The sequence below is a fragment of the Ramlibacter sp. genome (assembly GCF_028291745.1).
Lineage (GTDB): Bacteria > Pseudomonadota > Gammaproteobacteria > Burkholderiales > Burkholderiaceae_C > Ramlibacter.
Map to the genome: position 1 here is coordinate 20,602 of NZ_JAQGNQ010000029.1, position 13,464 is coordinate 34,065.

Consider the following 13,464-nt stretch of genomic DNA (forward strand, 5'->3'; position numbering starts at 1 on the left):
GAAGGAAAGTAAAAGTGGCACGTTATCTCGGCCCCAAGGCCAAACTCTCCCGCCGTGAAGGCACCGACCTGTTCCTGAAGAGCGCGCGCCGCTCCATCGCGGACAAGTCGAAGTTCGACTCCAAGCCTGGCCAGCACGGCCGCACCTCCGGCCAGCGCACCAGCGACTTCGGCCTGCAGCTGCGCGAGAAGCAGAAGGTCAAGCGGATGTACGGCATCATGGAAAAGCAGTTCCGCCGCTACTTCGAGGAAGCCGACCGCCGCAAGGGCAACACCGGCGCCAACCTGCTGTTCCTGCTGGAATGCCGCCTGGACAACGTGGTGTACCGCATGGGCTTCGGCTCCACCCGCGCCGAAGCGCGCCAGCTGGTGAGCCACAAGGCCATCACCGTCAACGGCGGTGTGGTCAACATCCCGTCCTACCTGGTGAAGACCGGTGACATCGTGGCCGTGCGCGACAAGTCCAAGAAGCAGAACCGCGTCGTCGAGGCCCTGCAGCTGGCCACGCAAGTCGGCATCCCGACCTGGGTCGAAGTGAGCATCGACAAGGCCGAAGGCACCTTCAAGAAGGTCCCCGACCGCGACGAATTCGGCGCCGACATCAACGAGTCGTTGATCGTCGAACTGTACTCGCGGTAAACGTGGACAAAACGAGGCTTCTGACGAAGCCTCGTACTCGAGTTTTTTAAATCCCCGGGCGGGGCACTGCCACGGGGGCCAAGCCTTACCGGCGTAACGAGCCGGGGGTATTGAGAGGAAAGTCCTGCATGCAAACCAACCTGCTGAAACCCAAATCCATCAACGTGGAACAGCTTGGCCTCAACCGGGCCAAGGTGACCCTGGAGCCGTTCGAGCGTGGCTACGGCCATACGCTGGGCAACGCGCTGCGCCGGGTGCTGCTCTCGTCGATGGTCGGGTATGCGGCAACGGAGGTGACCATCGCCGGAGTCCTGCATGAATACTCGTCGATCGACGGGGTGCAGGAAGACGTGGTGGGCATCCTTCTGAACCTCAAGGGCGTGGTGTTCAAGCTCCACAACCGCGATGAGGTCACCCTGTCGCTGCGCAAGGACGGCGAAGGCGTCGTCACTGCCGCCGACATCCAGACGCCGCATGACGTCGAGATCGTCAATCCCGAGCACGTCATCGCCACCCTGAGCCAGGGCGGCAAGATCGACATGCAGATCAAGGTCGAGAAGGGCCGCGGCTACGTGCCGGGCAACGTTCGGCGCTACGGCGACGAGCCGACCAAGTCGATCGGCCGCATCGTGCTGGACGCGTCGTTCTCGCCGGTCAAGCGCGTGAGCTACACGGTCGAAAGCGCCCGTGTGGAGCAGCGCACCGACCTGGACAAGCTGGTGATGGAGATCGAGACCAACGGTGCGATCACCGCCGAAGACGCGGTGCGCGCCTCGGCCAAGATCCTGGTCGAACAGCTCGCGGTGTTCGCGCAACTCGAGGGCAGCGAACTCGCCGCCTTCGACGCGCCGGTGCAGCGCAGCTCGCAGCAGTTCGATCCGATCCTGCTGCGTCCGGTCGACGAGCTCGAACTGACGGTGCGCTCGGCCAACTGCCTGAAGGCCGAGAACATCTATTACATCGGCGACCTGATCCAGCGGACCGAGAACGAGCTGCTCAAGACCCCGAACCTGGGTCGCAAGTCGCTCAACGAGATCAAGGAAGTGCTTGCCTCGCGCGGCCTGACCCTTGGCATGAAGCTCGAAAGCTGGCCGCCGGCCGGCCTCGACAAGCGCTGATAACGTCCAACAACCGGACGCAGAAGACGCAAAAGTCACGCAGAAGGCGCAGAAGAACTTTCATCAAGGTTTCTTTTGCGTCCTCTGCGACACTTCTGCGAGTTCTGCGTCTGGAAGTTTGCTTTTTTTGAATTGGTGAAACCGCAGTACCTGATCCGGCTGCGGTCTATATAAGGAAAGGAAATCACCATGCGTCACGGACACGGACTTCGCAAACTCAATCGCACCAGCGAGCACCGCCTCGCCATGCTGCGCAACATGATGAATTCGCTGCTCCAGCACGAAGCCATCAAGACCACGGTGCCGAAGGCCAAGGAACTGCGCCGCGTTGTCGAGCCGATGATCACGCTCGCCAAGAATCCGACGCTGGCCAACAAGCGCTTGGCGTTCGACCGCTTGCGTGATCGCGACATCGTCAGCAAGCTGTTCGCCGAACTCGGCCCGCGTTACCAGACCCGTCCGGGCGGCTACACGCGCATCCTGAAGATGGGTTTCCGCGTCGGCGACAACGCACCGATGGCACTCGTCGAACTGGTGGACCGTCCCGCAGCGACGGAATCCACGGGTGGCGAGCAAAGCGCTTCCGAATAAGCTATACTCTCCCTTCTGACGCGCGGTGGAGCAGCCTGGTAGCTCGTTGGGCTCATAACCCAAAGGTCGCAAGTTCAAATCTTGCCCGCGCAACCAATTCGAAGCGATTCGTTCGCTTCATTCAACGCCCACTTTCGAGTGGGCGTTCTTGTTTGTGGCCGTTGCCTGCGTTGCCTGCGTCAGGCGTGCAATGCCGCCCGCACCACCGCCTTGAACTCGCCCCAATACGGCAGCTCCGACCCCGCGTAACGCTGCGTCATGAGCACCACTGCCAACTGCTCACGCGGCGAGAAGCACCACTTCGTTCCGGCGAGCCCGCCCCACTGCACTTCGCCCGGCACGCTTGACGCGTCATCGGCGCAGGGCTCCACGCGCACCGATGCGGCGAAGCTGTGGCCGCGGCCCGTCTGCATGGCCGCACCGGGAAAGCCGATCCACAGGCCCGCGGGTAACTGGTTCCCGGTGACCAGGCGCATCGTCTCGGGCGCCAGCAGCGGCGCGCCACCCAGCGAGAGCGCGCACACCAGCTTCACGTAGTCGCCCAGCGTGGATACGAGCCCGCCGCCGCCCCCGAGCAGCGGCGCGGGCCGCACGTAGGCCCCTTCGTAAGGCAGGCGGTCCGCGCGCTGCAGCCCGGGCCGCAGGGGTTCCTTGCGGTCGCCGATGTACAGGCTCGCCAGCCGCGCCTGCTTCTCGGGCGGCACGAAGAAGAAGGTGTCCTGCATGCCCAGCGGCTCGAACACCTGGCGACGAAAGCAGGCATCGAGCGCTTGGCCCTGCACCAGCTCCACGACGTGACCCAGCACGTCCGTCGCGATCGAGTAGTTCCAGGCGGCGCCAGGCTGGAACAGCAGTGGCACGGTGGCGAGCGCCTCGCACATCTGCCCCAGGTCCAGCGCGGGATGGAGGATGCGCGCGTCGGCATACGCCTTGGCGATCGGCGCGTCCGGCTGCGTGAAGCCATACGTGAATCCCGCCGTGTGCGTCATGAGATGACGGATGCGCACCGGCTCACGCGCGGCCTCGGTGTCGGCGAGCGACGTGGCGCCGGGCTTGAGCACGCGCAGCTTGCGCAGTGCGGGGATGTAGTCGCCCACCGGATCGTCGACCCGCAGCCTGCCTTGCTCCACCAGCTGCAGCGCCGCGCAGCTGGTCACCAGCTTGGTGTTGGAGAAGATGCGAAACAGGTGGTCTTCGCGCAGCGGCGCGCGCGCCTCGCGGTCCGCCCAGCCGACGCAGCCTTGCGCGATGACTTCGCCGGCGCGCAGGACGGCATACGAGGCACCGGGCAGCTCCTCGCGGTCCACGCGGGCCTGCAAGTCGGCATCGAGGGCAGAGGGATTCATTCGCGCATTCTGCCGGCCTCCCGGTCCGCCCGCCGACGCCCTGCGCTCACCGCGGTCTTCGAGGCGACACGGCTCCCCGAGCCACGCGGGTTTCCCCCGGTCCTCGCCTGGCAGACATACGGGATGATTTTTGTTGTCGGACATCTGACGACCTCACTTCAGCGCCACCACGGCCGCATCGCTCCAGACCCCGGGGGACCCCATGAAGATCTCGTTCCAGAAACTCACCGCCGCCCTCGCCCTTGCCGCCCTGGCCGGCGTCGCGCAGGCGCGCACCTTCCGTACCGCCGACGTCCACGCGAAGGACTTTCCGACCAACAAGGCGGTCGCATTCATGGGCGAGGAACTGTCCAGGGCCACCGGCGGCAAGGACTCGATCAAGGTGTTCGGCGACAGCTCGCTGGGCTCCGAGAAGGACACCATCGAGCAGGTGAAGATCGGCGCGCTCGACATGGTGCGCGTCAACTTCGGCGCCTTCAACGGCATCGTGCCGGAGTCGGTCCTGCCCGCGCTGCCCTTCCTGTTCCGCGACATGGACCATTTCCGCAAGACCATGTACGGCCCGCAGGGCGACAAGATCCTCGCGGGCTTCGAGAAGGCCGGCTTCATCGGCCTGGCGATCTACGAGAGTGGCGCCCGCTCCATGTATGCCAGGAAGCCGATCAAGACGCTGGCCGACATCAAGGGCATGAAGGTGCGCGTGCAGCCGTCGGACCTGTTCGTGAGCATGATGGGCGCGATGGGCGCGTCGCCCACGCCCATGCCCTACAACGAGGTCTACACCGGGCTGAAGACCGGCCTGCTCGACGCGGCCGAGAACAACTATCCCTCGTACGACGAGGCCAGGCACTTCGAATCGGCGCCGGTCTACTCGGAGACGATGCACTCCATGTCGCCCGAAGTGCTGGTGTTCTCCAAGAAGATCTGGGACACCCTCGGCAAGGACGAACAGGCGGCCATCCGCAAGGCTGCCAAGGCCTCGGTGCCTTACTACGTGAAGCTGTGGGACGCCAAGGAGAAGGAAGCGCGCGCCGAAGTGATCAAGGGTGGCGCCAAGATCGTGCCCGCCGCCCAGATCGACCGTGCCTCCTTCGTGGCCGTCGAGAAGCCGGTGTGGGACAAGTTCACCACGACGCCGGAGCTCAAGGCGCTGGTGCAGGAGATCGTGAATGCCAGGTGAGGTCCTCGGGGCCGACATCCAGGGCGACGAGGCGGGGGTCGTCGGCCTCGCGGGCCTCCCGCCCGGGCAGTCCGCCTCGAGCTGGCTGACGCCGATCAATGCGCGGCTGTCACGCTGGGTGCTGTACCTGGCGTGCGTCTGCCTGGCGGGGCTGCTGGCGGTGGTGGTGTATGGCGTGGTGATGCGCTATGCGTTCAACAACGCACCGCCGTATGTGGAACAACTGGCCTTGCTGCTCGTGATTTCGGTCGCGATGTTCGGCGCCTCCGCCGGCGTGCGCGATGCCGGCCACATCGGCCTCGATTCCCTGGTCCGCAACCTGCCGCCCAAGGTGCAGTTCTGGTGCAAGGTGGCGGTCGAAGTCCTGAGCGGCGCCTTCGCCGTGGCGCTGGTGCTGGGCGGCGTCGAGATGGCGCTCTCCACGCAAGGTGCCACCATTCCCACGCTGGGCGTGCCCGAGGCGCTGCGCTACCTGCCCGTGATCCTGTCCGGCGTGCTGATCCTGCTGTTCTGCCTCGAACTGCTCATCGCCCTGTTCAAGGGCTACAAGGTGGTGGCCTCATGGCACTGACCGTGCTGTGCGTGGGCTTCCTGCTGCTCCTGGTGCTGGGCGTCCCGGTCGCCTTCGCGATCGGGCTGAGCTGCCTGGCGACCTTTGCGGTCGAAGGCCTGCCCTTCGAGACCGCCATCCAGATGATGGTGTCGGGCATGAACGTGTTCTCGTTCCTGGCCATTCCCTTCTTCATCTTCTCGGGCGAGTTGATGCTGCATGGCGGCATCGCCGACAAGATCGTCGCCTTCGCGCGCAGCCTGGTCGGCCACTGGAAGGGTGGGCTGGGGCTGGCCAACGTGGTCGCCTCGACGCTGTTCGGCGGCGTCTCCGGCTCGCCGGTGGCCGACACCTCCGCCATGGGTGGCGTGATGATCCCGATCATGAAGCGCGAGGGCTACGGCGCGGATTACGCGGTCAACGTGACGACACATGCATCGCTCTCCGGCGCGCTCATGCCCACCTCGCACAACATGATCATCTACGCCTTCGCGGCGCAGGGCGCGGCAGGCATGGTGGCCGGCCAGTCGATCAAGGGCGTGTCGATCGGCGATCTGATGTTTGCCGGGCTGGTGCCGGTGTTCTGGATCATGGTCTGCATGCTGATGGCCGCCTACTGGCAGGCACGCCGATACGGCTACCCGCGCAGCGCGGAGGGCCGCTCGCTGGTCCAGGCCTTCCCCGGCTGGGGCGCGGTGCTGCGCACCTTCATCGCTTCGCTGCCGGGCCTGGGCGTGGTGGCCATCATCCTGGTGTGCGTGATGAAGGGCGTGACCACCGCCACCGAGGCCGCGGCCATCGCGGTCACCTACTCGCTGCTGCTGACGGTTTTTATCTATCGCACGATGACGCGCGAGCGCCTGCTCAAGTCGCTGGCCAAGGCTTCCAAGACGACCGGCGTGATCCTGCTGCTGATCGGCGTCTCCAACATGCTGCGCTACCAGATGGCGTACCTGGAGATCCCGGACGTGATCGAGCACGCGCTGCTGTCGGCCACCCGCCACCCGTGGCTGATGCTGCTGTACATCAACATCATCCAGGTCGCGCTGGGCATCTTCCTGGACATGGCGGCGCACATCCTGATCACCACGCCGCTGTTCCTGCCGCTGGCCATGCAGATGGACGTCGGCCCGGTGCAATTCGGCATGATGCTGCTGCTCAATTGCGCGCTGGGTCTGGTGCACCCGCCGGTGGGCAGCGTGCAGTTCGTCGGCTGCGCCATCGGCAAGATCTCGATCGGCGAGGCGACGAAGACGGCCTGGCCCTACTACCTGGCGATCTTCATCGCGATCAACCTGGTGACCTACGTGCCCGGGTTCTCCACGTGGCTGCCTTCGCTGATCACCGGCCACCGCGTGCTCTGAGCCGGGCGGACTTCGGCCAGCCGGCGGCGCCGCTCGCGCGCATTGGCCAGGTGGGTGCGCATCGCGGCGCGGGCGCCCTCCGGGTCGTGGTGCTCGATGGCGTCGACGATGCTCTCGTGCTCCGCATGCACGCGCTTCAGGTAGGCATGGCGCTCCGGCGTGAGCGGGCCGGGCGGCTCGAGCCGGGCGCGCGGGATCATCGTGCCGCCCAGCGTGGCCATGAGGTCCACGAAGTGGGGGTTCTGGGTGGCCCGCGCGATCTCCAGGTGGAACTGGAAGTCCGCACCGACGGCGTCGCGCCCTTCATCGAGGGCCGAAGTGAGGGACTTCAGCGCGTTGCGCAGCGTGTCGACATTGGCCGGGGTGCCGCGCATCGCCGCCAGCGCGGCGCTCTCCGTCTCCACCGCCATGCGCAGCTCCAGCACCGCGATCACGTCCTGCAGCGTGCCCAGCTGCTCCGGCGAAATGCGGAAGGTGGCGGGGTCACCCAAGCCCACCACGAAGGTGCCGACGCCGTGCCGCGTGGCGACCAGGCCGGCGGCCTGCAGGCGCGAAATCGCTTCGCGCACGACGGTGCGGCTGACGCGGAATTCCTCCATGAAGGCGGCCTCGGTGGGCAGCTTTTCGCCGGGCGCGAGCGAGCCGTCGCGGATGCGTCCGGCCAGCGCATCGACCACTTCGTGCGCGAGACTGCGGGGCCGGCGACGCGCCAGTTCGGTCATCGGGCAAACCCTTTCCTGGCCATCTTGACAGTGCGAGGCTGTTCCATGAGGATGTTGTACGACAACTGACGACCAATGACAAGCCCGGCTTACCGCACCTTCGCGTCACGGTCCGAGCCTCCCCCACCATGAGCCTGTCCCACACCTCCCAACTCCCCCTCGGCCGCATCCTCCTGACCGGCGCTGCCGGCGGCCTTGGCCGCGAGTTGCGCCCGCGCCTGCGCGCCCGCGCCACCCTGCTGCGCCTGAGCGACGTCGCGCCCATCGAGCCCGCCGGCCCGGGCGAGGAAGTGCAGCAGGCCGCGCTGGAAGACCGCGCCGCCGTGCACCGCCTGCTGCAAGGCATGGACGCGGTGGTCCACCTGGGCGGCATCTCCACCGAGCAGCCGTTCGACGCCATAGTTCAGGCGAACATCGTCGGCACGTACAACGTGTACGAGGCGGCGCGCCAGCACGCCGTCAAGCGCATCGTGTTCGCGAGCTCCAACCACGTCACCGGCTACTACCGGCAGGACGAGGTGATCGCCCCCGACATGCCGATGCGTCCCGACGGCCACTACGGCATCTCCAAGGCCTTCGGCGAGAGCCTGGCGCGCTTCTATTTCGACCGCTATGGCATCGAGACAGTGTGCCTGCGCATCGGCTCTTCGTTCCCCGAGCCGCGCGACCGCCGCATGCTCGCGACCTGGCTCAGCTACGACGACCTGGAACGCCTGGTGGTCGCCAGTCTCACGACCCCCAGGGCGGGCTACAGCGTCGTCTACGGCGTCTCCGACAACCCGGCGAGCTGGTGGGACAACAGCTCCGCGCGCCACCTCGGCTACCGCCCGCAGGACAGCTCGGAGCCCTTCCGTGCCGCGCGCGAAGCCGCGCAGCCGCAGCTGGATGCGAACGATCCCGCCGTCGTGTACCAGGCCGGCGGCTTCGTCCGCATGGGGCCGTTCGAATGAGCACCGCCAGCGACGTGCCCTTCGTCCCGAGTGCGCGCTATCCGGACCCGCGCATCGAGGTGCTGGACGAGCGCTTCCTCAAACTGCGCCTGTTCAGCGCCACGGTCGAACGGCTGTTCACCGGCATGCGCTGGGGCGAAGGCCCCGTGTGGTTCGGCGACGGCGGCTACCTGCTGGTCTCGGACATCCCCAACGACCGCATCCTGCGGTGGGATGCGGCCACCGGCGCCGTCGGCGACTACCGCAAGCCCTCGAACAACGCCAACGGTCACTGCCGCGACCGGCAGGGGCGGCTGGTCTCGTGCGAGCACCTCACGCGCCGCATCACGCGCACGGAGTACGACGGCAGCATCACCGTGCTGGCCGATCGCTTCGATGGCAAGCGCCTGAACTCGCCCAACGACATCGCCTGCGCCAACGACGGCAGCATCTGGTTCACCGATCCGCCCTTCGGCATCGGCGGCTACTGGGAGGGCGCGCCGGGCGAGCAGGAGCTGCCGCAGGCGGTGTACCGCATCGCGCCGGACGGCGGGCTGCAGCAAGTGATCACCGACCTTGCCGGCCCCAACGGCCTGGCCTTCTCACCGGACGAATCGGTGCTGTACGTGGTGGAGAGCCGCGCCACGCCGCACCGGAAGATCTGGGCCTACGACCACGCCAGCGACGGGCGCCTGGCGAACCGGCGGCTGGCAGTCGACGCGCAAGGGCCGGGCGCGTTCGACGGCTTTTGCGTCGACGTCGAGGGCAACCTGTGGTGCGGCCTGGGCAGCAACGGCGCAGCGGGCGTGGAGCCGGAAGGCCTGGACGGCGTGCGCGTGTATGCGCCGGACGGCACGGCCCTGGGGCACATCCACCTGCCCGAGCGCTGCGCCAACGTGTGCTTCGGCGGCCGCCATCGCAACCGCCTGTTCATGGCGGCAAGCCACTCGGTGTACGCGCTGTACGTGAACACGCAGGGCGCCTGAGCCGGGCGAGCGGGGCAGAGCCATCACGGCGCCGCGCCACGGCGACAATGCGTTCTTCACTTTGGCGAGGAACCAGGATGGCAAGAACCAGCGATTGGCCCGGCAAGATCGTCGCGCTGCTGCGTGCCGGCAACCCCGATGCGGCCATCGAGCAGATCCGCGTGGCACCCAACACGCGTGACCTGCGGGCGCTCGAGAAGATGATGGCTGCGGCGCAGCTGGCCGGCCGCTGGCGCAACGTGGATGCGGCGATCGCCGAAAGCATCCAGGCCCTGTCGGCCCCGCGCCTGCATCGCTCGCCATGACGGTCGAGGCTTTTCGCGCGCTCGGACTTTCGGCCGAACTTGCCGCTGCCTGCACGCAGGCCGGCTTCGACACGCCCACGCCCATCCAGCAGCAAGCGGTTCCGGCCGTGCTGCGCGGACAGGACGTGCTGGCGCTGGCACCCACCGGCTCCGGCAAGACCGCTGCCTTCGCCTTGCCCTTGCTGCAGGCGCTGGGCGCCACGCGCGTGGGCTGGCGCCGGCCGGTGCGCGTGCTGGTCCTGGTGCCGACGCGGGAACTCGCGGCGCAGGTGGCCGAGGTGTTCCGTGCCCTCGGCAAGTCCTTGCTGCAGGCGCCCAAGGTGGCGGTGCTGTTCGGCGGTGTCTCGGTCAATCCGCAGATGATGGGACTGCGCGGCGGCGCCGACGTGGTGGTGGCGACGCCGGGGCGCCTGCTCGATCTGATGGAGCGCAATGCGCTGGACATCGCGCGCGTCGAAGCGCTGGTGCTCGACGAAGCCGACCGCCTGCTGGACCTGGGCTTCGCCAGCGAGCTGCAGGCGGTGCTGGCCGCACTGCCGGCCAGGCGTCAGAACCTGTTGTTCTCGGCCACGTTTGCCGATGACGTCGCGGCCCTGGCGAACGGCCTGCTGCACGACGCCGTGCAGATTCGCGCCGAAGCCTCGCAAGAGCCGCCGCCCACGATCGTGCAACGCGCGATCGAGGTGGATGCGGGCCGGCGCACGCAGTTGCTGGGCCATCTCATCCGCCAAGGCAAGTGGCGGCGCACGCTGGTCTTCGTGGCCACGCGCCATGCCACCGAACACCTCGCGCGCAAGCTGTGCGACAACGGCATTCCGGCGGCGCCGCTGCACGGCGAGATGAGCCAGGGTCAACGCACCGACACGCTCGAGGCCTTCAAGGCGGGCCGCAGCGACGTCCTGGTGACCACCGATCTCGCGGCGCGCGGGATCGACATCCCGGAGCTGGAAGTGGTGGTCAACTACGACCTGCCCCGCTCGCCCACGCACTACGTGCACCGCATCGGCCGCACCGGACGCGCGGGCGCCGCGGGCGAGGCGGTCAGCTTCGTCAGCGCCGCGACGCACGGGCACTTCGCGCTGATCGAGGCGCGCCAGCAGATCGCGTTGCCGCGCGAACAGGTGCCCGGCTTCGAACCCGTGGAGACCGCGCCGGCGGGCCCGGACAAGGGGGTTGGCGGCATCAAGGGCAAGCGCCCGAGCAAGAAGGACAAGCTGCGCGCGGCTGCGGCGCGGCGCGGCGACTGAGCGCAGGCGCCATCGCCGCCTGCGCGCATCGCCGCCAAGGCGCGCGCGTGCAGGAAGCCACGCTTTGCGGTTGCGCATCGCGCTCGGCACTGGTCAGCAATGGCAGGGCTGGATATCCTGCGGGGCCGACTTCCCGGCATCCGGAGATACCGTGCTGGTTTCCTACAGTCCGTGGTTGGTCGCCACCTCGCTGGCGGTGGCGATCCTCGCCGCCTACGTGGCGCTCAACCTGGTCTCCAACGTGGCCGCCGCGCGCGGTCGCGGCGCCTCGCTGATCTGGCTGGCCGGCAGCGCCGTGGCCATGGGCACCGGCATCTGGTCGATGCACTTCGTCGGCATGCTGGCCGCCAGCATCGGCGTGCAGATGACATACCAGTTCGGCTGGACGGCGCTGTCACTGCTGATCGCCGTGCTGATCTCCGGCTTTGCGCTGTACATGGTCAGCAGCGATCAGAGCCCGGGCCCGCGCAAGCTGATCCTCTGCGGTGCCGTCATGGGCGCCGGCGTCGCCTCGATGCACTATGTCGGCATGGGCGCGCTGCAGGTCAGCCCGGGCATCGAGTACGACCCGCTGCTCTTCACGCTCTCGGTGCTGGTCGCGATGGCGGCATCCTACGTCGCGCTCTGGCTGTTCGTCGCCCTGCGCTCGCGCAGCATCAGCAACCCCTTGCGCAAGCGCGGTGGCAGCGCGCTGATCATGGGCGTGGGGATCGTCGGCATGCACTACACGGGCATGGCGGCGGCGCGCTTCGCCGCCGGCACGATCTGCACGATGCCCTCGGCCGACACCGACCATGTGTGGCTGGCCGCGACGGTGGCCGGCTTCACGGCCATGATGCTGGTGGGCGCCTTGCTCGGCTCGCTGTTCGACACGCACCTCACGCGCCGCTCGGAGGAGCACCAGACCCGGCTGCTGGCGATGAACGAACTGCTGCGGCGCGAGAAGCTGGAGCTCGCGCAGGCCAATACGCAATTGCGCAGCGAGATCGCCGAGCGCGCGGCGGCCGAACAGGCGCGCCAGGAGGCCGACGCCGCCAACGACGCCAAGAGCAGCTTCCTGGCCACCATGAGCCACGAGATCCGCACGCCCATGAACGGGCTGCTCGGGATGCTGGAGATGCTCGGGTTCACGCAGCTCGATCCGGCGCAGCGCGCCAAGCTGCGGGTGGCCCGCGAATCCGGCAAGAGCCTGCTGCGGATCATCGACGACATCCTGGACTTCTCGAAGATCGAGGCCGGCAAGCTGGACATCCGCCCCGAGCCCATGCGGCTGGTGGAGCTGGTCGAGGAGATCCGCGATGCCTTCGCCGCCAACGCCAGCAGCAAGGGGCTGCTGCTGTCCTCCCGCATCGATCCAAGGATCAGCGCGGCGCTGATGGTCGACGGCGTCCGCGTGCGGCAGATCCTGGGCAACCTGGTGAGCAACGCCATCAAGTTCACCCATCGCGGCGAGGTGTACCTCACCGCCGATCTGATGGAACGCGCCCACGGCCGCGACCGCGTGCGCTTCTACGTGAAGGACACGGGCATCGGCATTTCCGCCGACGACCAGCAGAAGCTGTTCACCCCCTATACGCAGGCCGACCTGGGCAGCAGTCGCCGCTATGGCGGCACCGGTCTCGGGCTGGCGATCTCGCGCCGCCTGGCGGAGTTGATGGACGGCAGCATCGACCTGGTGAGCGATCTTGGCAGCGGCACCACCATGATCCTGGACCTGACGTTCGGCATCGCCGACCCGGCGATGCTGCCGCCGCTGCCCGACGCGCAGCCCGTGTTCGCGCCGTCGCTGCCGCCCGAGCCGGAGCGCGCGGTGCAACACGCGCCCGGGACCACGCTGGTGCTGGTGGTGGACGACCACGCCACCAACCGCATGTTGCTGGTCAGCCAGGTCAATGCGCTCGGCTACGCGGCGGAAAGCGCGAGCAACGGTGCGCAGGCGCTGGAGCTGTGGCAGACCGGGCGCTTCTCGCTGGTGCTGACCGACTGCAACATGCCGGTCATGAACGGCTACGAGCTGGCACGCGCGATTCGCACCATGGAGTCGGGCTCGGGGCCGGCGCGCTGCCCCATCCTCGCCTGCACGGCCAACGCCATGAACGACGAGGTCGCCCATTGCGTGGAAGCGGGCATGGATGCCTATCTCGTGAAGCCGATGGACCTCGCGACCCTGATGGACGAACTGGCACGCTGGCTGCCGATCCCCGCCGACGGCAAGGCCGCACTGGCCTGAGCGGAGTCGGGCGGGTCGGGCGGGAGAGGATGTCATCCCGGGCTTGACCCACTGCTGTCCGTAATAGCACGTTCTACATGTCCCTGTTCAGACGCGGAAGAGGCCGAGCAACGTCAGGGAGACTTGAAAAAGTGTCGCTGTCAGTGCGCCCCGAGGAGCGACCGCGCCGGCAAAGCCGCATGCGGGCGGGCTGCGGCGCGCGGCGGGGCGTCCCGATCGCGCCAGGCGCGATCGGGCAAACCTGCGCTGGCCGGTCTT

At 67.7% G+C, this 13,464-nt stretch carries 13 protein-coding genes and 1 tRNA gene; 12 read left to right on the forward strand and 2 right to left on the reverse strand.

Annotated features, from left to right (window positions below; translation table 11 throughout):
• Window positions 1-14: 14 nt before the first annotated feature.
• The 4 genes from rpsD (at window position 15) to JWP60_RS04835 (ending at window position 2,443) form a co-directional block, all read left to right on the forward strand.
• The gene (gene rpsD, locus JWP60_RS04820; protein WP_299787079.1) at window positions 15-638 is read left to right on the forward strand and encodes a 30S ribosomal protein S4; all 624 of its coding nucleotides are present in this window, start codon (window positions 15-17) and stop codon (window positions 636-638) included.
• A gap of 128 nt (window positions 639-766) precedes the next feature.
• Complete coding sequence (gene rpoA / locus JWP60_RS04825; RefSeq protein WP_299787082.1) at window positions 767-1,756, forward strand: DNA-directed RNA polymerase subunit alpha; 990 nt, start codon at window positions 767-769, stop codon at window positions 1,754-1,756.
• Window positions 1,757-1,945: 189 nt separating this feature from the next.
• Window positions 1,946-2,347: a 50S ribosomal protein L17 gene (gene rplQ, locus JWP60_RS04830; protein ID WP_299787085.1), complete on the forward strand. Its 402-nt coding sequence runs from the start codon at window positions 1,946-1,948 to the stop codon at window positions 2,345-2,347.
• A 19-nt stretch (window positions 2,348-2,366) separates the two neighbouring features.
• A tRNA-Met gene (locus JWP60_RS04835) sits at window positions 2,367-2,443 on the forward strand.
• An 83-nt stretch (window positions 2,444-2,526) separates the two neighbouring features.
• Here JWP60_RS04835 and JWP60_RS04840 read toward each other — a convergent pair.
• A complete protein-coding gene (locus JWP60_RS04840; protein ID WP_299787088.1) occupies window positions 2,527-3,693 on the reverse strand; it encodes a serine hydrolase domain-containing protein in 1,167 nt (388 codons plus the stop codon).
• 202 nt (window positions 3,694-3,895) lie between these two features.
• On the opposite strand from JWP60_RS04840, the gene JWP60_RS04845 reads away from it, so the two are divergent.
• From JWP60_RS04845 to JWP60_RS04855, 3 genes are read left to right on the forward strand one after another with little or no spacing between them, the layout of a single operon-like run.
• Window positions 3,896-4,873 (forward strand): TRAP transporter substrate-binding protein, encoded by a 978-nt coding sequence (locus JWP60_RS04845; protein ID WP_299787091.1) that lies wholly within the window; start codon window positions 3,896-3,898, stop codon window positions 4,871-4,873.
• Window positions 4,863-5,444, forward strand: coding sequence for a TRAP transporter small permease (locus JWP60_RS04850; protein ID WP_299787094.1), 582 nt, complete (start codon window positions 4,863-4,865; stop codon window positions 5,442-5,444). Before JWP60_RS04845 ends, JWP60_RS04850 begins: the two co-directional genes overlap by 11 nt.
• Window positions 5,435-6,787 (forward strand): TRAP transporter large permease, encoded by a 1,353-nt coding sequence (locus JWP60_RS04855; RefSeq protein ID WP_299787097.1) that lies wholly within the window; start codon window positions 5,435-5,437, stop codon window positions 6,785-6,787. The genes JWP60_RS04850 and JWP60_RS04855 overlap by 10 nt, the downstream gene beginning before the upstream one ends.
• Here JWP60_RS04855 and JWP60_RS04860 read toward each other — a convergent pair.
• Window positions 6,727-7,509: a FadR/GntR family transcriptional regulator gene (locus JWP60_RS04860; protein ID WP_299787100.1), complete on the reverse strand. Its 783-nt coding sequence runs from the start codon at window positions 7,507-7,509 to the stop codon at window positions 6,727-6,729. The genes JWP60_RS04855 and JWP60_RS04860 overlap by 61 nt on opposite strands.
• Window positions 7,510-7,637: 128 nt before the next feature.
• Here JWP60_RS04860 and JWP60_RS04865 point away from each other — a divergent pair, with 128 nt between their 5' ends.
• The 5 genes from JWP60_RS04865 (at window position 7,638) to JWP60_RS04885 (ending at window position 13,206) form a co-directional block, all read left to right on the forward strand.
• Window positions 7,638-8,459: an NAD(P)-dependent oxidoreductase gene (locus JWP60_RS04865; protein WP_299787103.1), complete on the forward strand. Its 822-nt coding sequence runs from the start codon at window positions 7,638-7,640 to the stop codon at window positions 8,457-8,459.
• On the forward strand, window positions 8,456-9,424 hold the full coding sequence (locus JWP60_RS04870) for an SMP-30/gluconolactonase/LRE family protein (protein ID WP_299787106.1): 969 nt from the start codon (window positions 8,456-8,458) through the stop codon (window positions 9,422-9,424). The genes JWP60_RS04865 and JWP60_RS04870 overlap by 4 nt, the downstream gene beginning before the upstream one ends.
• Window positions 9,425-9,501: 77 nt before the next feature.
• The gene (locus JWP60_RS04875) at window positions 9,502-9,729 is read left to right on the forward strand and encodes a hypothetical protein (protein ID WP_299787109.1); all 228 of its coding nucleotides are present in this window, start codon (window positions 9,502-9,504) and stop codon (window positions 9,727-9,729) included.
• Window positions 9,726-10,976: a DEAD/DEAH box helicase gene (locus JWP60_RS04880; RefSeq protein WP_299787112.1), complete on the forward strand. Its 1,251-nt coding sequence runs from the start codon at window positions 9,726-9,728 to the stop codon at window positions 10,974-10,976. The genes JWP60_RS04875 and JWP60_RS04880 overlap by 4 nt, the downstream gene beginning before the upstream one ends.
• 151 nt (window positions 10,977-11,127) lie before the next feature.
• A complete protein-coding gene (locus JWP60_RS04885) occupies window positions 11,128-13,206 on the forward strand; it encodes an MHYT domain-containing protein (protein ID WP_299787115.1) in 2,079 nt (692 codons plus the stop codon).
• The last annotated feature ends 258 nt before the right edge of the window (window positions 13,207-13,464 follow it).